Annotated in this window: 23 protein-coding genes, 2 tRNA genes, 1 pseudogene and 1 riboswitch; of the genes and pseudogenes, 10 read left to right on the top strand and 16 right to left on the bottom strand. The window is 37.6% G+C overall.

All coding sequences use genetic code 11. From position 1 onward, the window contains the following. Nucleotides 1–188 precede the first annotated feature (188 nt). The 3 genes from V7068_RS18810 (at nucleotide 189) to V7068_RS18800 (ending at nucleotide 2,377) form a co-directional block, all read left to right on the top strand. A complete protein-coding gene (locus tag V7068_RS18810) occupies nucleotides 189–497 on the top strand; it encodes an ArsR/SmtB family transcription factor (RefSeq protein WP_499714051.1) in 309 nt (102 codons plus the stop codon). A 13-nt stretch (nucleotides 498–510) separates the two neighbouring features. Continuing rightward, entirely contained in the window at nucleotides 511–1,452 is a 942-nt protein-coding gene (locus V7068_RS18805) for a cation diffusion facilitator family transporter (protein ID WP_499714050.1), read from the top strand. A 202-nt stretch (nucleotides 1,453–1,654) separates the two neighbouring features. Further along, complete coding sequence (locus V7068_RS18800; RefSeq protein ID WP_499714049.1) at nucleotides 1,655–2,377, top strand: ZIP family metal transporter; 723 nt, start codon at nucleotides 1,655–1,657, stop codon at nucleotides 2,375–2,377. A gap of 94 nt (nucleotides 2,378–2,471) precedes the next feature. Here V7068_RS18800 and V7068_RS18795 read toward each other — a convergent pair whose 3' ends face one another. The 3 genes from V7068_RS18795 to V7068_RS18785 all read right to left on the bottom strand — a co-directional run bounded on the left by V7068_RS18795 (nucleotide 2,472) and on the right by V7068_RS18785 (nucleotide 5,093). Then, nucleotides 2,472–3,683: a S1C family serine protease gene (locus V7068_RS18795; protein WP_499714048.1), complete on the bottom strand. Its 1,212-nt coding sequence runs from the start codon at nucleotides 3,681–3,683 to the stop codon at nucleotides 2,472–2,474. A 98-nt stretch (nucleotides 3,684–3,781) separates the two neighbouring features. After that, nucleotides 3,782–4,072 carry a hypothetical protein gene (locus V7068_RS18790; protein ID WP_119115735.1) on the bottom strand — a complete coding sequence of 97 codons (291 nt, stop codon included), beginning with the start codon at nucleotides 4,070–4,072 and terminating at the stop codon, nucleotides 3,782–3,784. 208 nt (nucleotides 4,073–4,280) lie between these two features. Further along, nucleotides 4,281–5,093 carry a hypothetical protein gene (locus V7068_RS18785; protein WP_499714047.1) on the bottom strand — a complete coding sequence of 271 codons (813 nt, stop codon included), beginning with the start codon at nucleotides 5,091–5,093 and terminating at the stop codon, nucleotides 4,281–4,283. Nucleotides 5,094–5,203: 110 nt separating this feature from the next. Between V7068_RS18785 and V7068_RS18780 the strand changes: the two genes are divergently transcribed. Then, the gene (locus tag V7068_RS18780) at nucleotides 5,204–5,908 is read left to right on the top strand and encodes a DUF421 domain-containing protein (protein WP_499714046.1); all 705 of its coding nucleotides are present in this window, start codon (nucleotides 5,204–5,206) and stop codon (nucleotides 5,906–5,908) included. Between the two features lie 126 nt (nucleotides 5,909–6,034). Here the strand turns inward: V7068_RS18780 and V7068_RS18775 are convergent, their stop codons facing one another. The 5 genes and pseudogenes from V7068_RS18775 to V7068_RS18755 form a co-directional block, all read right to left on the bottom strand. After that, nucleotides 6,035–6,373 (bottom strand): YmaF family protein, encoded by a 339-nt coding sequence (locus V7068_RS18775; RefSeq protein WP_127758948.1) that lies wholly within the window; start codon nucleotides 6,371–6,373, stop codon nucleotides 6,035–6,037. 31 nt (nucleotides 6,374–6,404) lie between these two features. Then, nucleotides 6,405–6,839: pseudogene (locus V7068_RS18770) on the bottom strand (DUF2935 domain-containing protein); the annotation flags it as partial. Continuing rightward, complete coding sequence (locus V7068_RS18765) at nucleotides 6,838–6,984, bottom strand: hypothetical protein (RefSeq protein WP_499714045.1); 147 nt, start codon at nucleotides 6,982–6,984, stop codon at nucleotides 6,838–6,840. The pseudogene V7068_RS18770 and the gene V7068_RS18765, both read right to left, overlap by 2 nt. A 274-nt stretch (nucleotides 6,985–7,258) precedes the next feature. Then, nucleotides 7,259–9,994: a GTPase domain-containing protein gene (locus V7068_RS18760; protein ID WP_499714044.1), complete on the bottom strand. Its 2,736-nt coding sequence runs from the start codon at nucleotides 9,992–9,994 to the stop codon at nucleotides 7,259–7,261. 403 nt (nucleotides 9,995–10,397) lie between these two features. Beyond that, the gene (locus tag V7068_RS18755) at nucleotides 10,398–10,571 is read right to left on the bottom strand and encodes a hypothetical protein (RefSeq protein WP_164853114.1); all 174 of its coding nucleotides are present in this window, start codon (nucleotides 10,569–10,571) and stop codon (nucleotides 10,398–10,400) included. Between the two features lie 172 nt (nucleotides 10,572–10,743). On the opposite strand from V7068_RS18755, the gene V7068_RS18750 reads away from it, so the two are divergent. From V7068_RS18750 to V7068_RS18740, 3 genes are all read left to right on the top strand, one after another. Next, nucleotides 10,744–11,631: a DMT family transporter gene (locus tag V7068_RS18750; protein ID WP_499714043.1), complete on the top strand. Its 888-nt coding sequence runs from the start codon at nucleotides 10,744–10,746 to the stop codon at nucleotides 11,629–11,631. Nucleotides 11,632–11,720: 89 nt separating this feature from the next. Then, on the top strand, nucleotides 11,721–12,428 hold the full coding sequence (gene rluF / locus V7068_RS18745) for a 23S rRNA pseudouridine(2604) synthase RluF (RefSeq protein ID WP_499714042.1): 708 nt from the start codon (nucleotides 11,721–11,723) through the stop codon (nucleotides 12,426–12,428). A gap of 167 nt (nucleotides 12,429–12,595) precedes the next feature. Next, on the top strand, nucleotides 12,596–13,765 hold the full coding sequence (locus tag V7068_RS18740) for a polysaccharide deacetylase family protein (protein WP_499714041.1): 1,170 nt from the start codon (nucleotides 12,596–12,598) through the stop codon (nucleotides 13,763–13,765). Nucleotides 13,766–13,846: 81 nt separating this feature from the next. Here V7068_RS18740 and V7068_RS18735 read toward each other — a convergent pair whose 3' ends face one another. From V7068_RS18735 to V7068_RS18715, 5 genes are all read right to left on the bottom strand, one after another. Beyond that, nucleotides 13,847–15,826: a hydantoinase B/oxoprolinase family protein gene (locus V7068_RS18735; protein WP_499714040.1), complete on the bottom strand. Its 1,980-nt coding sequence runs from the start codon at nucleotides 15,824–15,826 to the stop codon at nucleotides 13,847–13,849. A gap of 19 nt (nucleotides 15,827–15,845) precedes the next feature. Further along, nucleotides 15,846–17,873, bottom strand: coding sequence for a hydantoinase/oxoprolinase family protein (locus tag V7068_RS18730; protein WP_499714039.1), 2,028 nt, complete (start codon nucleotides 17,871–17,873; stop codon nucleotides 15,846–15,848). A 275-nt stretch (nucleotides 17,874–18,148) separates the two neighbouring features. Next, complete coding sequence (locus V7068_RS18725; protein WP_499714038.1) at nucleotides 18,149–19,522, bottom strand: APC family permease; 1,374 nt, start codon at nucleotides 19,520–19,522, stop codon at nucleotides 18,149–18,151. A gap of 83 nt (nucleotides 19,523–19,605) precedes the next feature. After that, nucleotides 19,606–21,060 (bottom strand): aldehyde dehydrogenase family protein, encoded by a 1,455-nt coding sequence (locus tag V7068_RS18720; protein WP_499714037.1) that lies wholly within the window; start codon nucleotides 21,058–21,060, stop codon nucleotides 19,606–19,608. Nucleotides 21,061–21,086: 26 nt separating this feature from the next. Further along, on the bottom strand, nucleotides 21,087–22,412 hold the full coding sequence (locus V7068_RS18715; RefSeq protein ID WP_499714036.1) for an aminotransferase family protein: 1,326 nt from the start codon (nucleotides 22,410–22,412) through the stop codon (nucleotides 21,087–21,089). Between the two features lie 271 nt (nucleotides 22,413–22,683). Here V7068_RS18715 and V7068_RS18710 point away from each other — a divergent pair, with 271 nt between their 5' ends. Continuing rightward, nucleotides 22,684–24,081 (top strand): sigma-54 interaction domain-containing protein, encoded by a 1,398-nt coding sequence (locus V7068_RS18710; protein ID WP_499714035.1) that lies wholly within the window; start codon nucleotides 22,684–22,686, stop codon nucleotides 24,079–24,081. 249 nt (nucleotides 24,082–24,330) lie between these two features. On the opposite strand, the gene V7068_RS18705 is transcribed toward V7068_RS18710, so the two are convergent. Continuing rightward, the gene (locus V7068_RS18705; RefSeq protein ID WP_375350044.1) at nucleotides 24,331–24,786 is read right to left on the bottom strand and encodes an N-acetyltransferase; all 456 of its coding nucleotides are present in this window, start codon (nucleotides 24,784–24,786) and stop codon (nucleotides 24,331–24,333) included. A 223-nt stretch (nucleotides 24,787–25,009) separates the two neighbouring features. After that, a riboswitch (PreQ1 riboswitch) is annotated at nucleotides 25,010–25,054 on the top strand. Nucleotides 25,055–25,062: 8 nt separating this feature from the next. On the opposite strand from V7068_RS18705, the gene V7068_RS18700 reads away from it, so the two are divergent. After that, the gene (locus tag V7068_RS18700) at nucleotides 25,063–25,548 is read left to right on the top strand and encodes a QueT transporter family protein (RefSeq protein ID WP_499714034.1); all 486 of its coding nucleotides are present in this window, start codon (nucleotides 25,063–25,065) and stop codon (nucleotides 25,546–25,548) included. 127 nt (nucleotides 25,549–25,675) lie between these two features. After that, nucleotides 25,676–25,891, top strand: a complete 216-nt coding sequence (locus V7068_RS18695) for a DUF3006 domain-containing protein (RefSeq protein WP_499714033.1) — start codon at nucleotides 25,676–25,678, stop codon at nucleotides 25,889–25,891. A gap of 199 nt (nucleotides 25,892–26,090) precedes the next feature. Here V7068_RS18695 and V7068_RS18690 read toward each other — a convergent pair. Both V7068_RS18690 and V7068_RS18685 read right to left on the bottom strand, forming a co-directional pair. After that, nucleotides 26,091–26,164, bottom strand: a tRNA-Arg gene (locus V7068_RS18690). A 13-nt stretch (nucleotides 26,165–26,177) separates the two neighbouring features. Further along, a tRNA-Ser gene (locus V7068_RS18685) sits at nucleotides 26,178–26,268 on the bottom strand. Nucleotides 26,269–26,302: the final 34 nt, after the last annotated feature.

Here is a 26,302-nt window from a genome sequence, read left to right as displayed (position 1 = left end):
ACCATACACTATATATGAACATATGCTCATATAGTTTATTATAGTGTTAAGCATAATTTATGGCGTTATTGTTATAGGCGCTGGGCAATCTGATTTATCTATGGGAGATTACCTAAAGAAGCCCCTCTTTTCTTTTTTCATTCTTTATCAACATATCGTTAACAATGAATAAATGAGGTGTATATTTTATGAACCAACATGACCATTCTTTTTTATCGCCTAATACGGTAGACGAAGCCTCCCGAATTTTCAAAGCATTAGCTGACCCGACTAGAATAAAGATTTTATATTTACTTTCTCAAGAGGAATGCTCTGTCAATCACATTACTGAAGTATTAGATATGACACAATCAGCTGTTTCCCACCAATTAAGTTTCTTAAGAAATCTACGACTTGTTAAGTATAGACGTGAAGGCAACACGTTTTATTATACCTATAACGATGAACACGTTATTACCATTTTAAATCAAGTTTTATCACACATTCAATGTGAGTAAGGGAGGAATGAACATGGGCCATCACCATGATCACGGACATCATCACCACGGTCACTCTCATAGTCATAATCATTTTGAAGAAACAAGAGAAGGAAATAAAAAAGGGTTAATTGCAGCTTTACTAATTACTACTGGAATTATGTTCTTAGAATTCTTTGGAGGTTTACTCACCAATAGTCTAGCTTTATTATCTGATTCCGGACATATGCTTAGTGACGCTAGTTCCTTATTTCTAAGTTTAATTGCGATATGGTTCGCAGCGAGACCGCCATCACCTAATAAAAGCTATGGATATTATCGCTTTGAAATATTAGCGGCATTATTTAATGGTGTTACCCTATTTGTAATCGCAGGGTTTATCGTTTGGGAAGCATACGGACGCTTTTTCGAACCGCCAACTATTGCAAGTGGAACAATGATGCTGATTGCTTCAATAGGATTGTTTGCCAATTTAATTAGTGCTTGGTCGTTAATGCGCAAAGGCGACGTGAAGAATAATGTTAATTTACGAAGTGCTTATCTACACGTACTTGGGGATGCATTAGGTTCTGTTGGAGCAATTGCAGCTGGTATATTAATGCTTCTATTCGATTGGTATATAGCAGACCCTATCATTTCAGTTTTAGTCGCATTATTAATTTTAAAAAGTGCTTGGGGAGTCATAAAGCACTCGGTTCATATTTTAATGGAGGGTACCCCTCTTACTATTAATCAAGAAGAAGTAAAAGCAGCTCTAAAAGAAATTGATGGAGTCATCGATGTACATGACCTCCATATATGGACCATTACCTCTGGATTAGATTCTTTAAGCTGTCATATACTAATTGAAGATGATAAAAACAGTCAAGAAATATTACAAGAAGCCATTAATAAAATAAAGGATACATTTAAAATAGAACACACAACGATTCAAATTGAAACTTCACTCATTGCTCACAATGAATTAAAAGTATAAAGCGAAACTTCCATCAGTGGGGGACTTACTACCCGTTAAGTGTGGGGATAAACGTGCCATTAAGGTACGTTTTTCTTTTAGTTTGACTTTATTAAATAATATTGTTGATTATTTGAGGGCTCTAGTGTTTGCTCCTTTATTCCCATGAATAATTTCTATATTTTGTCCATATATACTTATAGGCAGAATATAGGGGTGTAAAATGTTTTATATTGGCGTACTAGGTTTCGTTGCAACAGCAATAGGAATTAGTATCGGCGGATTGCTCACAATGCTTTTAAGAAGGTTTCAACAAGGAATCGCAACGATATACGCATTATGCACAGGCTTGATTCTTGGATTAGTTTTTCTAGAGATTGTACCTGAAAGCATTAATCTCGGCGGATGGACCATATTTATTTTAGGAATTGTCACAGGTAGCTTAATTTTCTTGCTTATACACCAAACATATAATAGGGTTACCACCATTACTCATAATTCAAGTAAAGATTTATTTATGCATACGGGTTGCTTATTGGCACTCAGTATCTCAATCCATAACTTTCCTATGGGGATTGCCTTTGGTTCAAGTCAGCATACGGATATAAGCGATTCCATTCTTCAAACACTTATTCTTCATAATATCCCTGAAGGAATAGCAATGTTTACTCCATTACTTTTAGCTGGGCTTGGTATTTATGAACTCCTTCTCTTTACTTGTATTGTTTCTTTACCTGTTGGAATAGGAGCGGTTCTAGGAAGTATAGTTGGCATGGATCACCCTGCCTTATGGGCTTTTATTATTAGCCTTGCTGTAGGAATTATGATCATGGTTACACTTAAGGAAATTTTCTATGAAGCTTTAAGGCACTCATCAATGGTATACAGTTTACTAATATCAGGAGTCGGAGCGCTCATTATTGGTATGTATTTAAAAACAATATAGTTACCTAAACCATGCCTCTCGACTCTTTTTTAGTTTGCGTTGCCGTTCACCAAAAAAAGCCCCAAACGAGGGACTTTCTCTGTTTCGGTATGCCTTACTGCTTACTTTGTAAGGTAACGGTTATTGTTTTCTTATCGTTACCGCGATATATCGTAAATGATACTTTATCGCCAATCTTTTTTTCTGTATACAATTGTTTTCTAAATTCCGTAGCTGTACCGACTTCTACACCATCAACTGCGACAATAACGTCTTCTTGTTGAAAGCCTGCTTCAGCTGCTGCTGAATTAGCTTCAACTCCAGTTATAATTACACCTGACTGAACAGAGTTCTGTACATTTTGCCTATAGTATTGTGGAATGTCGGAAACATTCATTAGACTTACGCCTAAATATGGACGAGTGATTTTTCTAGTTTTAACCAATTGCTCCGCGATGGGAATTACATCATTACTTGGAATCGCAAACCCTAATCCCTCTACTCCACTTTCTGAAATTTTCATACTGTTAATCCCGACGACCTCTCCACTCGTATTAATTAATGCTCCCCCACTGTTACCAGGATTAATCGCTGCATCCGTTTGAAGTACATTCAATTCCCATTCTCCCGCAGAAGTATCGACAGACATTGTGCGATTTATAGCACTTACAATCCCTTGTGTAACAGACCTAGAAAAATCAAGGCCGAGTGGATTCCCAATTGCTAATACGCTTTCTCCTGGACGAACACTGTCCGAATTACCAAAAGTAAGCCCTTCTGGTGCATCAGAAGCATCAATTGTTAAAACAGCTAAATCCGTTAATGCATCGGCCCCTACCACATCAGCTTTTGTTTTCGTCCCATCATATAAGGAAATCTCGACTTTAGCTGCTCCTTCAATGACATGGTTATTGGTAATAATATAAGCTTTTTCATTCTCCTTTTTCCAAATCACGCCTGAACCTGTACCACTTTCAACCGTTTCACTTTCTCCATTAGCCGCTCGAGCGTTCCGTTCTCCAAACCAATTTTTCGTTTGGGATTCTTGATAATTTACGACACCTACAATCGATTTTGAGGCATTTTCAACTATATCAGCAATGGAATCGCTATCCACATTACTTGTAGATACCTTTTGAACATTTGCATTTGATGTTTGGGTTGTGACAGTATCCGTTTCTTGCTTTTGATCTTTATTAATATAATCACCAGCAACCAGAAAGACAGAAGAAGTGATTAAAGCAGCAACCGTACTTGATATAATAGATGTCACTAAGGGTGATTTTTCTTTTTTTACTTTTACTTGCTCTTCATTGAATGGTTCCATATCCCGCTTCCTCCTATATGCAATACTTCTTTCAATGTCGTTATCATACAGGAAAAAGCTTAAGAAATTCTTAACGAAAGCAGAAAAAAAGACGAACATTAATGTAACGTTCGTCTTTTTCTTTTAAAAGCTACTACGTTCGATCCCGTAGGAATAACCCTCTCCCCCTTTTCTGTATTCATCACCATTTCCTCCATCACAATAAAAAACATACCAACTAAAAAGATAGCTAGTGAAGTAATTAAAAGCATTAATCCGATAATAGAAAACAAATAATCTTTATTATACTCGCTGGCAAAGAGACTTAAAATGAAGATACCTAGACCAATTACACCAGCCGTACCGCACATCCATTTTAAAGGATTTAATATTTTCAAATGCTCCTCCATTCATCTCCCTCCTCTTTTTACCATTCTAAACCAATTAACAGATTCATCCAACATCATTTTACTTATTTTACCAATAAAAAAAAACCTACACCTATTAAAAAATTAAGTAGGTGTAGGTTTTCATTTAACATATCTATCAAACTCTAAAATTCGATTTCCAATTTTCTTATAGAGCCTTTTTGTATCTTCAACAGAGGTCGTTTTTCCATCATTGCATTATATCATATACTTCTTTTGTTTTCGGATTTACCCCGTACCATCCCCATGTAGCTGTATGGCCGTATTCATTATCCTCTACACTTTCAAATACTTGAAAAATATAATCGCCTTTTTCATCATCATGATCATACTGAACACGTAGATATGGATAATCCTCAATTTCGATAAAGTCTTTAACTAATTGCTCTGCTTCTTGAACAGTTAGTTTTTTAGAATCTTCCTTATTCTGATTCTGCTCCTTTGGAACATCAGCACTTGATGAATTTGACGAATTTGATGAATCTGATGAATTCGAATCAGTCTCCGTTTTTTTCGGTTCTGTGTTGACTTCGTTCTTCTCTGGTTCTTTAACGTCTGCTGGCACTTCAATATTTTGCTCCTCAAGTGCCGCCTCTTCTTCAGGGCTCAATGTTTCTTCTTCTACTGCATCAGATGAATCTTCATTCATATGATCAATCTTCGTTACCCATTCATCCGCAATCTTAACCATTTTTTTGCCTAACTTTGTTTTAGCTTCGTATCCCGCTCCTTTTTCAAAAGCTGTTAAAGCGGCTTCAAAGTCTTTCTCTTCGTAATGACTGATTCCATCAGCAAGGTATTTAGAAAGCTCCATCAATTCCTTTGCTTCATCCGTTTCTTGATCCTTGTACGCTAATGTAAACGCATCATACGCTTCCAAATAATTTTCTTCTTGCACTTGCTCTTTTCCTAAATCCATATTGGCATCATATTCCCTTGATGTACAACCCGTAACCATTAATAAAAATGTCAGTACAACCAATGCTGTTACTCTCTTTCTCACCTTGGCACCTCTCGTGTAATTAATCAGTTTCATATTCTTTTATTGTATCACGAATGACATGACAGATAATACTAAACACTGAATAACAGGAAATAAGGACGTGAATTTGGATGGATTTTTTTCAAAGCCAGGAATCCCTTACTTCAATAGAGTGGATTTTAAGGGCTGTCGTTGCTTTTCTTTTCTTATTCTTTATGGCAAAAATAATGGGACAACGATCGATTTCTCAGTTACAACTACTTGATTTCATTATAGCCTTATCGATTGGAAACATTATTGCCCATCCATTGTCTGATGAAGGGTTAGGTCTGAAAGGCTCGATGATTACCATGACCGTTTTAGTTACTTTATACTTAATTGGGGTATTTGCGAGTCTGAAATGGAAGAAACTTCGACATTTTATCGATACTCCGTCCTTCTCACTTATTGAAAATGGGAAGATTATATCTAAAAACTTAAAAAGAGCGAGAATATCTATTGATTTTTTATTATCAGAATTGAGGAAGGAAAAAATCGAAGACGTTCAAAAGATAGCACTTGCTTTGTGGGAACCGGATGGTACGATTTCATTTTTCTTGCATTCACAATATCAAGCGATGACCCCAGCGGATATGAATATAGTGACTAAACCATTTACTTTTCCTAGTACAATTATTAAAGAGGGAAAAATTGAATTCAAAGAATTACATCGTATTGGTAAGAACGAAAACTGGCTAAAACACAAAGTTAAAAGCCTATACGATGCAGACATACACGATATTTTATTAGGAACCATTGATCAAAACGATCAATTAAAAATCTTTTTATATCATTAAGCACAGCTAAAAAAACAGAGAACTCCAAACTAAATCCGTTTGAAGTCTCTGTTAAAACGCATTGCTATTACAAAATTATCTTACTATACTCTATGAGTAGTTAATTATGCATTACATAGGCGGTTATTACTTATTCCCTGGAGCAGGCTGGTCCACACCTCTTACTCGATGTCGATGCCCATCGTTTTCTGTTGTATAAAAATCATAATGATGGACGTGCATTCCATTTCCTACAGGGATAGCAGGACCTGAATATGCCTGATAATGATGGGTATGCCCATCTTCAAAGAGCACATATCCTTCCGTGTAATGAATATGGTTCCCATCTTGAGTTTGAATAGGAGGAGAAGTAACATCTAAACACTGATGAACATGACCGTCATTTACAGATGTATAGTCAACAGAACCATGATTATGGCTTGGTACAAATCCCGGTACAAAATCATCTTTACCTACACGATTCATCTTGAACCTCCCATACAATATAATTAAGATGTTATTGCTGTTCACTCATTTTCTTAGCATCTAATCGATTTTCCAATACGTGAATCATGTAAAGGAAATGATCCGCTTCACGTACCACATGATCGGCTAGAAGCGGATTAATTACGCTTTTGATTTGGCATGACTTAATAAGATCTAACCCTGCTTGCTTAAAAGCCCGACGTTCCGAAGTAGCATTTTCACTGTCCTGATTCATTTTACCGATAATAGGATATGTAGGCTGTTTGCGATATAACATCGATTCTACGTCCCTTGCTTGATTTAATAGGATTTCAAAATCATCTCCAAATTTCTGAGCTGTGTGTGCTAAATTTCTTTCAGATTGATCCAATAGCGAAGCAATAAATCTAGAGTGTTCCATCATAATTCGTAGCCAAAATACATTCTCATTAATAATGGCATCTTGAATGGGTTCTAATATTCCTTTAAAATCTATTTTCCGTTAAAGAACGTTCAATAAAGTGTTGTTCCGTTAACGACTCTGGTTTGGCCGCAAATGATTCAGGTGGAAGTAACATACGATTAAACTCATCTGTACTTACATGATCAGGTATTTGCGGCTGATTTTGCATGCTCCTCCTCCTTTCTTATTCTGACTTACCTTTAGTTTATTGGCTCCATACTTGAATTATGTTATGAACTAAAAACCTCTTACAAACGCTTCTTTACTCCTTCTCTATCTTTCTTTTAAAACAATAGAAAGAAAATCTATCATACAACAAAAAAACACCCCTCAATGCGGGTGTTTTTTATTAATGATTTTGCTTATAATACGTAACGGCCAATACAAGGGCTGCTACGAATCCTCTGACGATATCCATTACATAAATAAGGTACTCTGACCTACTAAATATTACGCTGTAGTTTACCCAAACGTCTTTTCTCTACTTTTTCAAGGCGCTCAGCTTGATTCAGCTTCACTTCAAACAACGTAATTGGATCACGATACACTTCTGGGTTTTCCCTCATATGCAGAAGCGTCTCTTGATACTCTTTCGTTTCCATTTGTGTTGTATCAATTGTCTTTTGCAGCATAGAAAATGCGCTTCTAAAGAACAAAGTAATATCACGTTCAATTGACTGCTCGAATAGTTCAAACTGAGCTAAGAAACGATCACTAATCATAAGTGCGACATCAAGGAAATCTTCATTTTCCAAATATTTTTTATAACGATTATACATCGATGCCTTGTTTTGAGGAATTGCTCCTAACAGTTTCCCAGCTCCTTTAAGCAATAATTGCGCTGGCGTGCGTCGAAGCAAAATATTTACATTTTCTATTCGAATGCCACTTGTCATTCTATCCGCATCTCTTCGCCAATCATCGAGCACTTTAAAATCACCAAGTAAGCCAATCCGTTCTTCTTGATATAATTCATTAAAGCCACTGCTTACGTCATCCATAAACTGCTGACTTTGAGTAAATTCCATTTCGGACTCTGAAATCCATTTTTGCAAAGAATGATAGTAATCTGGCATTAAAGTCTGCTTAACATATTCTTGAATTTTTTCATTCATTTCTTGATTTAATTGCACATGAACTTGACTAAAATCACTATTTTCCGTTATTAAATTAGAGCAGTTATGCAGGATTTCAGGAATTTTTGTAAATATTTCATTTTTGACTTCTTCCTTAAACGAACGATACGATTTAGTAATCGTTTTAATTTTTTCCTTTTCCAAATCAGCTAATTGATTCATCGCTCCGTTGAGCTTCTCTACCATTTGTTCATTCCAAGCAATCGAATGTTCCCATCTTCTTTCCGTAGACGCCCGCTTTTCTAACAAATAAGTTAACGTCTGATGAATAAAATTCAGTACCTTCTCTGTCCGCTTTTCTTTCCAATCATGTTGACGATAATTACTATTCATAAATAGTGCAAAATCATTCAGTTGCTTGCTACCTTCATACTTATTCGAAAAAGCAAACACTTTCGCCTTTGGAAAGTACATATTTACTTTATTCCATGTTTCATCTTCCATCTGCATAGCCACTTGATCGCTATACACGGTATCCATTTTATTTAATAAAAAGTGAATCGGAATTTGCGGTGCTGCTGCTTGAATGTCTAATAATAAATCGCGCTCCACTCCTGTAAAAGGAGCCCGTGCATCTAACACAAATAATAGTCCATCGCTTCCTGCTAAATGATGTTGAAAATCGGAAGAAATCGTTTTTTCTCCATTAAACCCTGGCGTATCAACTACACGCAACGTTTGCTTTTGCAAGTAATCACTTGAAAGGTGGATATCCATAATGGACCCTTTTTGACCATTTGTCTCACCTAACTCCGTTACAATATTTTGTTCATCCCCCGTAATTTCGATGATGGCTGATTCCGAGCTATCTTGAACACTAATCGTACCAGAATAATCATGCACTGCTAATGTTTGACCAACAAGTGCTTCCATAAAGGATGTTTTCCCGCTGCCAGCACTTCCCGCAAGAAGAAGACGATAAGAATTGGTATTGATTAACTCACGAATCATCCACTTTAATTTATAGCCAACGGCTAATTCATTCTCCTGCGCCCAAGCAACAATCGACTCGAATAACGTTTCGCTTGCCGCTAGGCCACCCTTCACTTTACTTGATTGATTTAATATCCCCTCTGCCTCGTGAACAATTAACATATTCATTGATTCAGGGAATACCTTGCTCCATGAAGCTACAGCTGCCGCTGCATGAATAGTCTGCTCTCCATTTGAAATCTTCAACCAGTTTTCTAATAGACTTGGAATAACGGGCTTCAAATCACGAATCAAGTACTTTCCTTCCAGTAAACGAGAAAATGCTTCTTGATATTGATCGGATAAATCATTCCATCCATGCTCTTTACTATGCTCGCCTTTGCCAATTAATTCTGTAATAACCTCTAACCAATTAAAATACGAATCCGTGTACTTATAATTTTTCCATAGAGCTACAGCCATCTTTTCAAATCGAACTGGTTCAAGCTGATATAATGATTCCAACGTACGAGCAAAATAATCTGGAGCACTGGATTGAGCAACCCCTTGCTTAATATAGGCATGCAATACATCAAACCATGCCATAGATTCTGTCCGAATACTTTCATTAACAGCTAATTCAATAGCATTCGGCCAATCCTTTTGCTCTTCAAAAAAAGCACGAGCCATCTTCGTTACATTCGGATAGTCTGGATCAAATGCAACCGCTTCTTTAATGACATCACGTGCTAATGGATGTTTCACCCCAACGATATAAAGAGAAAACAATTGCAAAAACACTTCCATCTTCAACACTGGATTATCAGTCGAAACATCTTTATAAATCGATTCTGCTGTATCATATAATTCTAATTCAAAATACGCATCTGCAATATTCTTCTTTGCCCATGGACCAAGTTTGCCCTCAATGTTTTCCCATTTAAAAATGGCTGCTTCATAATCAAGATGTTGAAAATATACTTCCCCTTGTGCAAAACGAATATCTGTTAAATTAGCAATCTCTTTCTTGTTTTCTTCTATAAAAAGTTCTCCTAAAGATTCAATTGGATGCTTTTCTTTACCTTCTATAAGTATTTCGTAAAACTTTTTTTGAATTAATTGCTCGTCCATTCTCACGCCTCCACCCTTATATTTTTACAATATGTTTATTTAAAAGGCTTCCGTAAATACGATTGTTGATAAATGATTTTTTGGCTTATATGTGAAACCTTGGTTTTGCCCATCCTGCAGTATAGCCATGTAAAAATCCACTTTTAAATCATTATTTTAACAAAATAGGTTTGTTATACGATGTCACAACCTTTACATTTTCAACACAGAAATTGCACTTCTGTAAAGATTTTAATAAAAATGATACGTAATTTCCAAAATATACACTATCAAATTAACAGATTTTTACATATTTAACCAGTTGCAAACATCCTAAACTTACATCTCAAAAACTGGTATAATCCATAGTCTAATGATACAAAAAATCCCCATTGACTGTCTTCTCAATGAGGTTTTTCTTCGGTCAAACCCCCATACGTTTTCGTTGGTTGTTTGGTTTTTTAGTTAATTGATTTTTTAGTGGTTTAGCGGTCTTTACAACCCCTGTTTCTTTTGTTCCTGCTGTTGTCTGAGCTTGCTTTTGTGCCAACTTCTGCTTAATGGCATCCGCCAAACTCATCTTTTTAGTTTCAGACATGCTATTGTCTCCTTTTAACTTTCATCTGACCTATCTTCATTATAAGCGAAAACACCAAACAAAGATACTGATCCTGCATCTCATAATCCCAATTGAAAACTTTTTCCTACTTTGCTATATTGTTTGAATAGATGCAAAACTACTTACTTTTTTAGAAAGGTCGCGTTTGCGAATGAACAAATCATTAGTTATTTTATTTTTAGTTTTGGCCAACTTGTTTTGGGCTGGCAATTATGTATTTGGTCAATATGTCATAAACGAAATGTCACCTATACAATTAACCTTCTCACGTTGGCTTCTTGCAACGTTCTTATTAATTCCGATTGCCCACTGGATTGAACGCCCTCATTGGAAGCAAGTGTGGAAGCAGTGGAAAATTCTCTGGATTATGGGTGTACTCGGAATTATTAGCTACAACCTTCTCCTTTATTGGGCACTGAAATACACAACTCCACTGAATGCAGCACTCGTTAATTCTATTAATCCAGCTGTTATCGTATTTTTTTCTGCGTTTTTATTACGAGAGCGAATTTCTCTAAAAAATGGAATTGGCCTGCTCATTTCCTTATTAGGTGTTTTACTCGTGTTAACGAAAGGGCAGCTTCAAGAAGTTCTTCACCTTACCTATAACAAAGGTGATGTATTAATGATTGCAGCCATTCTCGTCTGGACATTTTATTCAATTATTGGAAAAAAACTTAAAAATATTCCCCCCATTTCCGGGACATCTATATCTGTTATTCTAGGACTTATCACTTTATTGCCATTTGTTCTTTTTTCCGAGTTTAATTATCAGCTTAGTAACCAAGCCATTATTGGTATTTTGTATATTGCTCTCTTTCCATCTGTTGGTTCCTTTATCTTTTGGAATAGCTCGTTACGCCATATTAATGCTAGCCAAGCCGGGATTTACCTTAACTTAATTGCTGTTTTTACCGCTATTTTAAGTTTGATTTTAGGACAAACGATTACACTCGTACAAATTGTCGGCGGCCTGCTTGTCTTTATTGGAGTTTACCTATCTAGTCAGAAAGCCAAACTACAGAGTACGAATTCTTAATAATAACGGAACCGCCCCTTGAATAAAGAGGGGCGTTTACGTTATCTTTTGTAATGTAACAAAATTTAATGAAAAAAGGTGTGCTGTTTTTGCGGATTAATAAATATATTAGTGAGTCAGGAATTACCTCCAGACGTGGAGCAGATAAATGGATTGCAGAAGGTCGCGTAACCATTAACGGAGTTGTTGCGGAGCTAGGAAGTCAAGCTGAACCTGGCGATGATGTGCGTGTAGATGGAAAACCTATTACAATTGAGCAGCAATATGTCTATATTGCTCTTAATAAACCTGTTGGCATTACAAGTACGACAGAAAGGCATATTAAAGGCAATATTGTGGACTTTGTTAACCATCCACTTCGAATTTTTCATATCGGTCGACTCGATAAAGATTCAGATGGCTTAATTTTACTAACAAATGACGGTGACATCGTAAATGAAATTTTGCGAAGTGAAGGTAAGCATGAAAAAGAATATATCGTAACGGTCGACCAACCTATTACCCCTGCGTTTCTCAAAAAAATGGCTGCAGGCGTAGAAATTTTGGACACGGTAACCTTGCCTTGTAAAGTCACCCAATTGTCTAAATATGTGTTCAAAATTATTTTAACGCAAGGGCTAAACCGTCAAATTCGGCGTATGTGCTCAGCTTTAGGCTATCAAGTACGAAGCTTGCAGCGAACACGTATTATGAATATCCGCTTAGATGGTCTCGCTGTCGGTCAATGGCGTGATTTAACAAAAGAAGAGCTAAATGAATTATTTAAACAATTGAATTATACCCCAAGACAACGTTGAATAACGATATACTCCCCTTTTCAAGAGATCAGCATCGCTTCTGATCTCTTTTTATGCACATTTTTCTGAAAATTCCATAAATTCTACATAATGTTGCAGGATATAACGATTCAACTAAAGAATCAACAAATATACTTATCAAGTGGTTAAAAAAAAGGGGGATAGTTATGTCAGTCTGTAATGAAAAGAGAGTAGAACTTTTAGCTATACAAAAAGTAAGCGGTCAATTTTTTTTACGAATCCGATTACTATTAGACCAAGAAATCCAGCTAGTTTGGGAAGTTGATGAAACAACAGCTAACAGTTTACAAGCTACAGCTAAGTTTGAAACCGGCGCTAAATATTACCTATCCTTTTATCATTCTTGGGATGCCCGAGAAAAGAAAAAAGTGAGCTGCATCACTCGAACCTACCTTGGCAAAAGTAATAAAAACATTTTTTCATGTTCAAAAGAATATAGCCAAAACTTGAACTTACTGAAACCTATTCAGCAAATCAAACAGCTTCATGCTCTACCCTTCTTATCTAGTCCACATTCACTTAAGCAAGACAAAGAGATAACCAGCCATCAAGGGACTACATATATACCCTTTCTTTCTCCTAAGCTGGCCTGGATGGCAGTCTTTATTATGAGTCTCTTCGCATTTCTAGGATTGAATGAAACTAAACCTGTGAAGGCCGAAGCATTAAATAATAAGATAGTCGTAACAGTAGCCTCTGTAATACCTGAAGAAAAAGAGAGCATTCAACAGCCTGCTATAAAGCTAAAAAAATCGATGAACTATACCGTCCCTAGAGGTTACGTAGCTCTTACTTTCGATGATGGCCCTTCTAAATATTCTAAGAAAATAGTAAACATTTTAAAAAAATATAAAGTAGGCGGTACGTTTTTCTATATTGGAACAAACGTGAAAAACCGGCCTGAAGATGTAAAATACACGAAAAAGAATGGCTTTTCAATCGGCAGCCATTCTATGAATCACCCAAAATTCACAAGTCTTTCTTACCAAAAACAAGAAAAAGAATTAACACAAGCCAATACCATCATTGAAAAAATCACGAAGGAACCTGTCACTCTGTTTCGGCCACCTTATGGTGCTAAAAATCTAAATACAAGTAAACTAACTAAAAAATACAGTCAGAAGATGGTTATTTGGAGTATTGATACTAGAGATTGGGAAAGCCGCAATGCAAAAAAAATCCTTACAGTAGTGAAAAGTTCTAAAACATCCGGATCGATTATTCTTCTGCATGAATCATCAGCCGTTGTTGAGGCCTTACCTGATATTATTAAACATTTACAAAAAGAAGATTTAAAGATTGTGAATCTACAATAACTGACTAGGCAGATGCAACACTATAAACATGCATAACAGACTGCAGCTCAAGCTGCAGTCTGTTATTTTATCACTTAACGATTACTTCCAATAAGCTAGGGAACGTTTTCTCAAAGATTGTCTGAATTGTTCTGTTGATTTTAGTAGAACTGTATTAGTTGCATAATCCATAATAACCCCAAAACGGCGAATAACATCTAATTTATCAATCTCTCCAGTTTGGAACTGTTTTTCTACTATAACAGGATCGAGCTCTAGCCATTTTTTACGATTATTTCTTATAAACTCTCGCTCTCTTTTTGTTGCTTCATAGTCAATTTCAAATAAATCAAGATCCCGATCAATTTCTTTAATGACAACCCCATAATCTTTTCTTGCTCTTTCAACCGAAACATATTCATCAATCACATCTTCTAAGACGGCTTCTACATCTCTTTCAAGAGCATCCCCCAATCCACCTCCACCTGCAGAAGGTCTGACAAAGGAGTCACCGCTTTTTACTTCTACATTTGAAAAAATGGTTCCCAAAAATTGTTCATCCTCTCTTCCAGGATTTAGCCATGCTCCATGTGGATAAGAAGGAAGCCCTCCAAAAATCCCCCATGTCAGGGAACGAGACCTGTCACAACAATAGGACATAACCGTATTTTTTATTTCTGTTAAAACGCCGCCTTTTTCAACCCCACAACCACCACGATATTTACCAGGGCCTGCTGAATCAGTAATAATTTCATGTTTAGTCGTAATGACCGGGGATAATCGTTCTTGGCCTTCACACGGCTGAACACTTAAACCTACTCCAAACACTGGCGAAGTTGCATTTGCTCCATCTCGATCATAACGACCACCATGTCCGCCAGCCATCCAGTCGTACCACATAAAATACTGATTTTGCTCGTTTCGTAAATCATTGCCGCCAATCAGTAAGTATTCTAGATTGAAAGAACAGGCAAGAGCTCTTTCCGGCATAATGTTCGACCAAAGTTCAAAGCAAGCATTCATAATCTTCTCAAATGTTCCTGAACAAAAACCGGTTACAGCGATGGGGCTTGGAGCATTCACAACAGAATTCTCCGGTAAAATTACTTTAACAACTCGATAAAACCCTGAATTTAGAGGGACTTCTGGAAAGAATGTTTTTGTCCCTGCATAGGCGGCTGATAAAGAGGCACCGAATCCTGAATTCAGAAAACAACCGATATAAGGATGAGAACCTGTTAAATCGTATAAAATTTCCTCATCTGAAATAGTCATCTTTACTTGAATCGGAATAAGGCCATCTCCTACTTCCGGGTCCATATCAATGTAATCTACCGTTTCCCATGTTCCTTTCGGCAAAGATTTTATTTTTGTTTTAGCTAACCGCTCAACATAGTCTTGAACTTCTTCAAAAGCAATCAATGTTGTTTCTAAACCATATTTTCTAATGGTTTCAAGGAGCTGAGCCTGCCCTACTTTTGCTGCCTCAACTTGTGAGCGAAGATCTCCAATTCTTTCTTCCGGAACACGCATATTCAACGCTATAAGATTTACAACATCCGCTAAGTATCTACCTTTGCTATAAATGCGAACAGGTGGAATTCTAACACCCTCTCCGTAATGCTCCTTGGCGGTAACATCAAAAGAACCTGGAGTTGTCCCTCCCATATCTGCCCAGTGACCATTTGTTTGCATGAATGCAATTAAGCGATTATCATGAAAGACCGGTAATACTACACGTGTATCATTAAAATGGGTACCTCCCCGGTATGGATCATTAACTAAAAAAGCGTCCCCAGGATGAATATCATCACCAAAATCCTCTAAGACAGCTTTGGCGGTTAAATGCAGGGTCCCAACGTGTACAGAAATATCTTGTGTTCCTTGCATCACTGTGTTTCCCTCAGCATCACAAAGAGCACAACTGAAATCGCGGTTATAAATAACAAATGAATAACAGGTCCTTAGTATTTGTTCGGCCATTTGATCTACAAGGTTGATAAAACTGTTTTTTAATACCTCGAATGTAACAGGATCCAAGCGATTAGTCGTTTCCTTTTGAATCAGTTCAGGTCTATTCATAGCTATTTCACCCCTCGTCTTATTTGTTCACCGATATAATTAAGTTTCTATACACATCTACTTTCGCAGTAAAGCCTGGCGGGATTACCGTCGTTGTATCCAACTGATCAATAATAGCCGGTCCTTGAATTTCAGAAAGAACAGGAATATCCTCACGGTTATAGACATTTGCAGGGACAAACTTTCCATCGAAATAAACATCTCTCACTTCTTTTAAAGCACTCTCCAGTGTGCCCGCTGGTCCATACTTCGGAAACTCTGGTTTCGGTACCGTTCCGATGACAGTGACTCGCAAACCATAAATTTCAACTAATTGTTTATCATCTGAAAAGGCAAATTCACGTTGATGTTCTTGGTGAAAAGCCTCTAATACGCTGTCTAATGATTGAAGTTTATCACTGACTGGTATAGCTAATGAGCGCCATTGCCCCTTGTATCTCATATCCACATAACGCATAAGTGTGGACTGATCACTTCCAACGCCTTCCTCTTCTAATAATTTTTCAGCCTCTTGTTCCATCCCGCTGAATTCATTCTCTAATTCTTCAAGTGAAACATGATGAATATTCTTCACATATGTTTTTGAAATGTCATGACGAACATCTACTAATAAGCAGCCCATGGCAGCGGCAACACCAGGATGAGGCGGAACAATGATAGTTGGAATATCCATATCTTTTGCTAACTGAGCACCATGTAACGGCCCAGCCCCTCCAAAAGCAACAAGAGCAAAGTCACGTGGATCATAGCCACGTCTTACCGAGATTAATCTCAATGCATCACACATGTTAGCATTAGCCACTTCAATAATTGCATTAGCAGCTTCTTCAACTGTATAATTAAACTCCTTGGCAATCTTTTCAACAGCTTGTCTTGCTTTTTCCTTATCCAACTTCATAGTTCCATCTAATAAATCGACTCCTAGACGGCCAAGAACTAAATTGGCATCGGAGTTGGTCGCTTCCGTTCCTCCTCTTTGATAACAAGCAGGCCCGGGAACTGCACCAGCACTTTGTGGTCCGTTTCTGAGAGAACCGCCTTCATCCACCCACGCTAAACTTCCTCCGCCAGCTCCAATTGTCAAAATTTCAATGCTCGGAAACCCAATTGGATATCCATATTCAATGTACCAATCTTTTGTAATCCTAATATCTCCATCATACATAAGAGAAATATCTGTACTCGTCCCTCCCATATCAAGTCCTATGGCATGATTAAAACCACAAAGTTTGGCAATATGCTTACTAGCGATTGCACCGGCAGCAATACCCGAGCTTGCAAGCCTTGCAGCATAACGTGGAACTGTACTAGACGTCATGACGCCGCCACCAGAGTGTAAAACTAGAATATCTCCTTCATACCCTTTTTTCTCCATTTCCCCCTCTAAATTATGAATATATCTACTAATAATCGGCCCTAACACTGCATTAATAATCGTTGTACTCATGCGTTCATGCTCAAAAATCTCCGGCAATACTTCACTCGATGTACAAATGTAAACATTCGGTAATTCTTCTTGGATAATTTCTTTTACTCGTGCCTCGTTCGCGCCATTCACATAAGCATTTATAAAACAAACAGCAATGGACTCCGTACCGCGCTTATCTAGTTTTCTAGCAAGCTGACGCACTTCTTCTTCATCAATTTCAGTAAGTACGTTACCGTCATAATCCGTTCTTTCTGTTACTTCAAACCGATCTCTTCTTGGAATATAAGGTTTTGAAGTATCTTGATACATATCCCATATGTCAAGCTTTGTTCCGCGTCGAATCTCTGGAACATCCCGAAAACCTTTTGTCGTAATAAGTGCCGTTTTAGGCAGCTTTCTTTCAATTAATGCATTCGTACCAACGGTTGTACCATGGGAAAAGATTTTAATATCTTGACCATTTAACTGAGCTTTTTCAATTCCATCTAAAATTCCACGCTCTGGATTCGAAGGTGTTGATGATGTTTTCGTTACAAAAACCTTTCCTGTCTGCTCATCAAAAACAAATACATCTGTAAATGTGCCACCTACATCAATTGCTAGTCGAGTTTGAGTCATATTAGCTTCCCACCTTTTTATTTTTAAGTTCTGTTAAATAACGTTGTTGATAGTCTATTTTTAGAATGATCAGTCGATAGGACCTATACTAAGTGATTGATATTTTGTAGTCGTCTTATTGAAATGATTCATGTAAGTAGTATAAATTTTATGTGTAGAGGTATAAATGTGGATGAAATCTCCTTCTTGTCCAATATTATTGAAGAAAGAGATTTGTTAAAGTGCATGATAAGTTTGATCGTTTTTCATAAGAGTCTTCTATAACATATAACCTATTACTGAACTTTTTCACTAGGCTCATTCACTGCCTCTGTGTATGTCATTGTGTTACGGTTATAGTTCGCTCTCATGATAAACATAAGGAAGAATCCAATTCCCCACCAGCCTGCAAAGATTAGCCACTCATATGGCCAAATGAGCGCTGCCGGCATTCCAGGTAAGTATAAGGAAATAAAACCTATACTTAATATAAAAGCAGTCCAGCCTACCGCATTTGATTTCCCAGCACGGAAAGGACGCACCATATCAGGTTCATTCTTGCGTAATTTTACAAAGGCAAGTGCCACACAGAAGTAAGCAATAACGATGGCAAGGCCCCCTGCATCAACCAACCATACTAACATCGGTCTGCCCAACAATGGAGCAATCGTCGATAAAGCCCCTATAAATAAAATAGCATTAGTCGGAGTATTATTTTTAGGGTGTAACTTACCGAACCAAGCTGGAATCATCTTCTTTTCTGCCATCGAATAAAGCACGCGGCTGCCTCCAATAATAAAGGCATTCCAACTTGTCAAAATTCCAGCTACACCGCCCAGGATTAAAATAGTAGCAAAAAGACTGGAACCATAAACTGCAGCCATAGCATCTGCTGTCGGTAAAACAGAACTACTAAGCACGCCCTTATCTAAAGAAATTCCGACTGCAAAAATCACGGCTACATAGAAGAATACAGCAAAACCAACAGATGTAATGAGGATCTTTCCGATTGATTTAGGAGGTACATTCATTTCTTCCGCCGTTTGCGGAATGACATCAAAGCCAACAAACATGAACGGTGTCATAACGAGAACAGCAATGACTCCTGCTGTTCCACCAACAAACAGTGGTTCTGCATTTGAAAAATCACTAGTAATAGTCGCTCCAAAAATTAACATTAACCCAATAAGCGCTATTACAATCGTTAAAACCATTTGAAGGATAGCCGCTGATTTCATTCCCAAGTAATTAATAATCGTAACGAATATAGAACCGGCTACTCCAACAAGTACCCAAGATAAATAGACATCATATCCAGTTATAGTATACATATATCCAACCTTATAATTAGGAAAGATATATTCGACAACAGTTGGCAAAGCCACAGCCTCAAAAGCCACAACCGAAATATAACCGAGTGCTAAGGCCCAAGATGCCACGAACGCAGCTTTAGGGCCTACTCCTCTCAGTACGTAAATAAGCGCTCCACCTGTTGTCGGCATAGCCGAGGCTAGTTCCGCATATGTCAGACCAACGAATATTACTAATACTCCACCAATGACAAAGGCGATCATCGCCCCAAGTGTTCCTGCTGATCCTATCCAATTACCAGATAAGACGACCCATCCCCAACCAATCATCGCTCCAAAAGCAAGAAATAAAATATCCATCCTCGAAAGGACTTTATTGAGATTTTTTTGCTCCCTAATAGTAATCCCTCCCCAAAAGATTTCCTATTAATCGATAATGTCTTCTACAAAGAAGAAGTAATCGAAACAGTTTTATAAGCCGTAAAGAATTCAACAGCAGCTTGTCCTTGTTCTCTCGTACCAGAGCTTGATTCTTTCATTCCTCCAAATGGAGCTTGTGGTTCTGCCCCACCTGTTTCCCCATTAATTTGGACCATTCCGACTTCACTATTTTTAATAAAATGGAAGGCTTTGTCCAAGCTTGTTGTAAACAACGAAGCGCTTAATCCATACATCGTATCATTCGCTTTAGCGAGTGCTTCCGAATAATCTGCTACTTTTACTACAGCTAAAACAGGACCAAAAATCTCTTCCCTTGCAATAGTCATCTCATTTGTTACCTGTCCGAAAATCGTCGGTTCAATAAAATAACCTCCGTTAAACGTTGGTCCCTCTAAACATTGGCCACCAAAAAGCAATTGGGCTCCTTCTTCAACTCCTTTCGCTATATAAGAAGAAACTGTATCAAATTGATTTTTAGAGGCTACCGGTCCCATATTTACTGTTTCGTCTAGTCCATCCCCCACCTTAATTTGCTTTACTTCAGTCAATAGCTTGTCTACAAATGTATCGTAAATAGACTGCTCTACATACACTCGGCTTGTTGCTGTACAGCGCTGACCTGTTTGCTTCATAGCCCCTTCAATCGTGAGCTTAGCCGCCAAATCTAAATCAGCATCCGCTAGAACAACGGCAGGATTTTTCCCTCCAAGCTCTAGTTGGAATTTTTTGTTTTGTGCCACCGCTTTAGAAGCAATCTCTCGCCCAACTTGATTGGAGCCAGTAAAGGTAACCGCTGCTGTATCCGGATGCTCAACAAGGGCATTCCCCACTTTGGCTCCGCTTCCCGTGACCAAATTCAAAACTCCTTCAGGTAAACCCGCTTTTTCAAATACTTCCGCAATTTTTACCGCTGTAATCCCTGATTCCTGAGCAGGCTTCCAGACAACCGTATTTCCGTAAACGAGAGCCGGTGCTATTTTCCATATTGGAATTGCCACAGGGAAATTCCATGGTGTAATGACAGAAACAACGCCTAAAGGAACCCTTAGCGAATACAGCGTATTTTGAGGATTAATAGAGGGAAGAAGTTCCCCCGTCTTCCTCATCCCTTCCTGTGCAAAATAACGTAAAATCATCGCAGATCTAGCAACTTCACCTTTCATTTCTACGAATCTCTTGCCCATCTCTTTTGTAGCTATTTCTGCTATTTCTTCAGTCTGCTGCTCTAAAAGATCAGCTGCTTTTCGTAAAAACTCCCCACGTGTCACGGGAGAAAGCTGCTTCCATTGAAGAAAAGCTTGTTTAGCATGTATAACAGCACTGTCTACTTCCTCAACTGTAGAAACAGCCGTCGTTCCTAAACATTCAGATGGATTTGCTGGATTATAATGCTTATATGTCTCTCTGCTCTTCGATTCAGTCCACTTTCCTCCAATGTAATTTAAATAATCCATCATCCTTCATCTCCTTCTTCCCCATCCTCTTAAAAAAGCTCCTTTTCAACCGCTAACATCGTTTCATCTAAAATATCAATCATTCTTTCAATCTCTGCTTTATTAATGACTAAAGGAGGAGCAAAGACGAGCGTATCTTGATCAAAAGTGACAGTACGGATAATTAATCCACGTTTCGCAGCTTCCTCTGCAAGTTTAGGAGAGAGCGGTGTTTCAAAGCTTTCCCCAGTCAATTTATCCTTAACAATTTCAATGCCGCCAATTAATCCAAGCGCTCGAACCTCACCAACAATTCGATGATTGCTTTGTAAATATTTAAAGCCCTTCAGTAATTCCTCACCCATAAGTTTTGCATTTCCCACTAAATTTTCCCGTTCAATAATTTCAATATTTCTCAAAGCAACGCTGCAAGCCGTCGGATGGCCACTGTACGTATAACCATGTAGAAGCGTCCCTTTCGACAGTTCCTTCAAATCATCAAACATCTTTTCGGAGAATAGAACGCCTCCTAATTGGGCATATCCGCTCGAAACTCCTTTTGCAAAGCACATCATATCCGGTACCACTCCATAATGATTAACGCCAAACATCGTCCCAGTTCTTCCAAATCCTGTAATAACTTCATCTACAATCATTAGGATACCATATTCATCACAGATTTTTCTTACTTCTTGTAGATATCCCTCTGGTGCGATATTTACACCGCCTGCACCTTGCACAGGTTCTGTAATGAAAGCTGCAATTGTTTCAGGACCTTCTTGTTCAATGGCTTCACGTAACGCTTCACTAGAGGTACCATCTACATGATAAAAGTCTGGTGTAATCGAGTTTGTGAAATCACGGAACGGCTTTAAGCCTGTTGCACTTGTCGCTCCCATAGCAACCCCATGATAGGACTGTGTACGAGATATAATTTTTTGGCGATTCGGCTGCCCTTTTAAAATCCAATAATGGCGAGCTAATTTAAATGCGGTATCATTAGACTCAGATCCACCAGAAGTAAAGAAAACAGCATTTAAATCTCCTGGAGCAATCGATGCAAGTTTCGAAGCTAATCGAATGGCCGGCTCATTACTAATCGTTCCGAAACATGAACTAAATGCTAGTTTTGACATTTGCTCTTGAGCCACTTGTGCCAGCTCCTCTCGCCCATGTCCAATATTCACATTCCAAAGTGAGCTCATCCCATCAATCACTTGTTTTCCAGTAATATCAGTTAAATAGATTCCTTTTCCCTCTGTAAAAATAAAACTTGGTCCATTTGCTTGCTGCTGGGCAATCGATGATGTTGGATGAATAAAATGCTTTTTATCTAACTCCATCAATTCTTTGTCTACCTTTACGTCTTTTAACATTTACAACACCCTCTCTAAAAAATATGTGGATATATAAAATATTTAAGCAAGATTCATGCCAAAAGAGATTTATGTGAAAATTATGTAAAAACACGGCGATTCAGTGCTTTCACTCTATGAAAACAATCCATTTTCGAATCAAAAATGGGAATTTATGATTCATTTCTTGATTGTTACCGCCTTCATAATTTATATTTGAATCATAACCATAAATTGGATTGTAAATTTTTAATAAAGGCTTAACAAAAAAAGAAGAAAGAGAGGGGAAATTATGAATTATGCTACCGTTAACACTATTTTAGATACAATTATCCATACTTCGAATAACAATATTACTGTCACCGATGAGAAAGGATATATTTTGTATACAAATCCGCGACACTGGGCTGTTTATGGAATCGAGCTCGATCAATATGTCGGAAAATCTGTTTATGAGCTTGAAGCAGAAGGAATTCTTTCTCCATCTATTACCGCGATGGTACTTAACGAAAAAAAATCAATTGAAGTAATGCAGCATACGATAACAGGAAAAGTAGTGATGGCCACTGCCTACCCGATTTTTAACGATGATGGAAAGATTATTTTAGTGATCAGCTATGCCCAAGATCAAACAGAGATTAATAACCTTCAACATCAATATGAGCAATTAAAGAGAAAAATAGAAAGCTATCAAACAGAAGTTAAGGAGCTGCGTGGGAAAGAAGGAGTTATTTACCGCAGCAAAAAAATGGAGCAGATTGAGAAAACGCTTCATCGGGTTGCTGAATCAGATGCAACTGTGTTGTTTTTAGGAGAGTCAGGTGTCGGAAAAAGTATGTTTGCTCGCAAACTGCATAACCAAAGCTATCGCAAAAAGGAACCATTTATTGAAGTGAATTGTAGTACAATACCGGAAAGTTTATTCGAAGCAGAAATGTTTGGCTATGAACCAGGCTCTTTTACTGGTGCCTTAAAGCAAGGTAAACAAGGATTAATTGAACAAGCCCATAATGGGACTTTATTTTTAGATGAAATCGGAGAGCTGCCTTTGGCCATTCAAGTAAAATTATTAAAGGTGTTGCAGGAAAAAAAATTCACAAGAATTGGAGGAACGAAGGAGTATCATATTGATTTTCGCCTTGCAGCAGCTACTAATCAAAATTTAGAAGAAATGGTTCAAAAGGGGACATTCCGGCTTGATTTATATTATCGATTAAGCGTCATTCCACTTCATATTCCTTCTTTACGTGACCGAAAAGAGGATATTGCTTTATTAATTAATCACTATCTCGAATTAATTAATAAGAAGTATAAGACAAATAAAAAATTACATTCCTCGACATATGAAGCTTTAATTCAGTATACATGGCCTGGGAATGTACGCGAATTAGAAAACCTTATTGAACGACTTATTTTAACTACTGATGAAACAATGATTTTTCCAAATGCTCTTCCTTCTTCTATTATAGATCAAAGCCCGACTTCACAAAAAGAACCCTCTCTTATTATTGAACAAACAATGATTGAAAGTTATGATCTTAAAACTATTTTAGAAAAAGTAGAAAAATGGACCATTTCCAAAGCGTATCAACAATGCAAATCAACATATAAAATGGCTGCCTTTCTTGGCATCAGCCAACCGTCCGTCATTCGTAAACTCAAAAAATATAAAAATCAGCTCCTGCCTTAAACACAGAACAAAAGCGAAAGCGCCTTGTTCTGCGACAGCTGCTTACAAGCTAGAAGATGAAGTCGCTCTTGGACTTCATCGGCTGGGCAGACCGCAACCTTGAGAAACTAGAGGTTGAAAGCGCTTATCCACAATTCAAGCATTTTATAACTTCCTAAACAACGAAAGAACCACCTCTCAAAAATATTCGAAGGTGGTTGTTAATTGATTCCTTTATCAATCAAAGAAGCATACTAAATAGCAACTCTTTTACAGATATATAGCCATAGCAATTTCATCACAAGTTGGGAACTTGCTGCAATTCAAACAATCCTTCCACACTTTTTGAGGCATCTCATCTTTCTGAATCACCTGAAATCCGCATTTTTCAAAAAATGTAACTTGATAAGTAAGAGAAATGAGCTTTTTAATTTCAATTTTTCTTGTTTCTTCTACAATCTGTTCAACAAGTAATTTGCCTACCCCTCTTCCCTTTGCCTCTTCAGCTACGACAAGCGAGCGAATCTCTGATAAATCTTTTCCTAATATATGAAGACTCGCTGCCCCCACAACCTGATCATCGATAGTTGCCACGCAGATAGCCTGAAGATTTTCATACAATGACTCGCGGGTACGCGGGAGCAAAAGACCTTGTTGAGCATACATATTAATCAAGCTATAAATAGCCTCTACATCACTTGCTTTAGCCTTCCGAATGTTCACCATATAATCTCACCTTTTTTTAGAAACTATGATTAAAATCATACTTGAGATTTCAGAAAAGTCAATAAAGCAATCGTGGAAATCATAATTTTCTATTGATATGCAATGAAATGACTTAGAATTATTCCCTTTATCATTGCTCTATCTATGGAAATAAACACTAGCCCCTTATTCTATTGATGAAATAAGCTTACATCCTATACTATTAATCATTGAGCGTTCATTCAAAAACGTGGTTCGAAACCATCCCACGATAAAAAACTAGGGAGAGAGTCAACAATGAATAGCAGAACAGTAATAGTCAATGGAATTTTAGCAGCCCTGTATGTAGCTGTCTCACTTGTGATTAACCCAATTGCTTTTTCCGCAATTCAGTTTCGGATTCCTGAACTATTTAATCATTTGATTGTATTCAACAAAAAGTATATTTACGGAATTGTAGCTGGTGTGTTTATTACCAATTTATTTTCCCCAATGGCTGCTTACGATTTAATTTTTGGCGTTGGACAGTCCTTACTAGCACTACTCATTGTGATTTTTGCTTCACGTTATATTAAGAATATTAAAGTGTTGATGATCATTAATATTCTCGTATTCACATTCACGATGTTTATGATTGCGCTTGAACTGCATCTTGCACTAGGATTTCCGTTCTGGCTTAGCTGGTTCACAACAGCGGTTGGAGAGTTTACCGTCATGCTAATCGGAGCTCCTATTATATATGCTATGAATAAACGCATTCAATTTTCAAAATGGATTTCCTAAATAGAAAAAGGCTGTCAATACTTCGTTCGTTCGAAGATGACAGCTTTTTTTCATACCTGCCCTTCAATAAATATGTAAATTTTTAATATCTTTACGTTTCTTTAATCTTTATAAAGATGGTGAAATAATGAAAAAAGGAATTATTGATCGATTTGAGGAAGATCTTGCAGTCGTTGAATTTAACGATACAATGGAGGATATTCAAAAGGCTAAATTGCCAAAAGAAGCCGCTGTTGGCGATGTTCTTGTATTCGATGGCGATAAAATCACTATGGATACAAAGGAAACAGCAAAGTTGAAGCAGGAAATTGAAGATTTAATGGATGAGCTATTTGACGATTGACGGCTAGCCCTGCTTTAAAGCCGGGGTTTATAATTTCCCTTTCCTATGCACAAAAAAGGAAAATAAAAGAGGGATTAACTTCGTCCTAAAAAACTATGCACTGAATGGTTATTTTCCCAAAATCAAAAGGATGGGCTAAGTTTTTCACAACCAAACAAATGGGTATTAAAAAAGACTAATCACGAAGATTAGTCCATTACGCGCCTTAGAGGATTCGAACCTCTGACCGACGGCTTAGAAGGCCGTTGCTCTATCCTGCTGAGCTAAAGGCGCATGATTCTATGTATGGCGGAGAAGGAGGGATTTGAACCCTCGCGCCGGTTACCCGACCTACACCCTTAGCAGGGGCGCCTCTTCAGCCTCTTGAGTACTTCCCCACATAAAAAAAATGGCTCCGCAGGTAGGATTCGA

The sequence above is a fragment of the Bacillus sp. JJ634 genome, assembly GCF_036962285.1.
Classification (GTDB): domain Bacteria; phylum Bacillota; class Bacilli; order Bacillales; family DSM-1321; genus Peribacillus; species Peribacillus asahii_A.
The sequence above is the reverse complement of the archived record's forward strand: the minus strand, read 5'-3'. Positions and strand labels throughout refer to the sequence as shown.

Excerpts from the sequence above, each read along its gene's own strand:
- V7068_RS18810 (WP_499714051.1), top strand. The coding sequence starts at position 189 with ATGAACCAACATGACCATTCTTTTTTATCGCCTAATACGGTAGACGAA.
- V7068_RS18805 (WP_499714050.1), top strand. The coding sequence starts at position 511 with ATGGGCCATCACCATGATCACGGACATCATCACCACGGTCACTCTCAT.
- V7068_RS18800 (WP_499714049.1), top strand. The coding sequence starts at position 1,655 with ATGTTTTATATTGGCGTACTAGGTTTCGTTGCAACAGCAATAGGAATT.
- V7068_RS18795 (WP_499714048.1), bottom strand. The coding sequence starts at position 3,683 with ATGGAACCATTCAATGAAGAGCAAGTAAAAGTAAAAAAAGAAAAATCA.
- V7068_RS18790 (WP_119115735.1), bottom strand. The coding sequence starts at position 4,072 with ATGGAGGAGCATTTGAAAATATTAAATCCTTTAAAATGGATGTGCGGT.
- V7068_RS18780 (WP_499714046.1), top strand. The coding sequence starts at position 5,204 with ATGGATTTTTTTCAAAGCCAGGAATCCCTTACTTCAATAGAGTGGATT.
- V7068_RS18775 (WP_127758948.1), bottom strand. The coding sequence starts at position 6,373 with ATGAATCGTGTAGGTAAAGATGATTTTGTACCGGGATTTGTACCAAGC.
- V7068_RS18765 (WP_499714045.1), bottom strand. The coding sequence starts at position 6,984 with ATGCAAAATCAGCCGCAAATACCTGATCATGTAAGTACAGATGAGTTT.
- V7068_RS18760 (WP_499714044.1), bottom strand. The coding sequence starts at position 9,994 with ATGGACGAGCAATTAATTCAAAAAAAGTTTTACGAAATACTTATAGAA.
- V7068_RS18755 (WP_164853114.1), bottom strand. The coding sequence starts at position 10,571 with ATGTCTGAAACTAAAAAGATGAGTTTGGCGGATGCCATTAAGCAGAAG.
- V7068_RS18750 (WP_499714043.1), top strand. The coding sequence starts at position 10,744 with ATGAACAAATCATTAGTTATTTTATTTTTAGTTTTGGCCAACTTGTTT.
- V7068_RS18740 (WP_499714041.1), top strand. The coding sequence starts at position 12,596 with ATGTCAGTCTGTAATGAAAAGAGAGTAGAACTTTTAGCTATACAAAAA.
- V7068_RS18735 (WP_499714040.1), bottom strand. The coding sequence starts at position 15,826 with ATGAATAGACCTGAACTGATTCAAAAGGAAACGACTAATCGCTTGGAT.
- V7068_RS18730 (WP_499714039.1), bottom strand. The coding sequence starts at position 17,873 with ATGACTCAAACTCGACTAGCAATTGATGTAGGTGGCACATTTACAGAT.
- V7068_RS18725 (WP_499714038.1), bottom strand. The coding sequence starts at position 19,522 with ATGGATATTTTATTTCTTGCTTTTGGAGCGATGATTGGTTGGGGATGG.
- V7068_RS18720 (WP_499714037.1), bottom strand. The coding sequence starts at position 21,060 with ATGATGGATTATTTAAATTACATTGGAGGAAAGTGGACTGAATCGAAG.
- V7068_RS18715 (WP_499714036.1), bottom strand. The coding sequence starts at position 22,412 with ATGTTAAAAGACGTAAAGGTAGACAAAGAATTGATGGAGTTAGATAAA.
- V7068_RS18710 (WP_499714035.1), top strand. The coding sequence starts at position 22,684 with ATGAATTATGCTACCGTTAACACTATTTTAGATACAATTATCCATACT.
- V7068_RS18705 (WP_375350044.1), bottom strand. The coding sequence starts at position 24,786 with ATGGTGAACATTCGGAAGGCTAAAGCAAGTGATGTAGAGGCTATTTAT.
- V7068_RS18700 (WP_499714034.1), top strand. The coding sequence starts at position 25,063 with ATGAATAGCAGAACAGTAATAGTCAATGGAATTTTAGCAGCCCTGTAT.
- V7068_RS18695 (WP_499714033.1), top strand. The coding sequence starts at position 25,676 with ATGAAAAAAGGAATTATTGATCGATTTGAGGAAGATCTTGCAGTCGTT.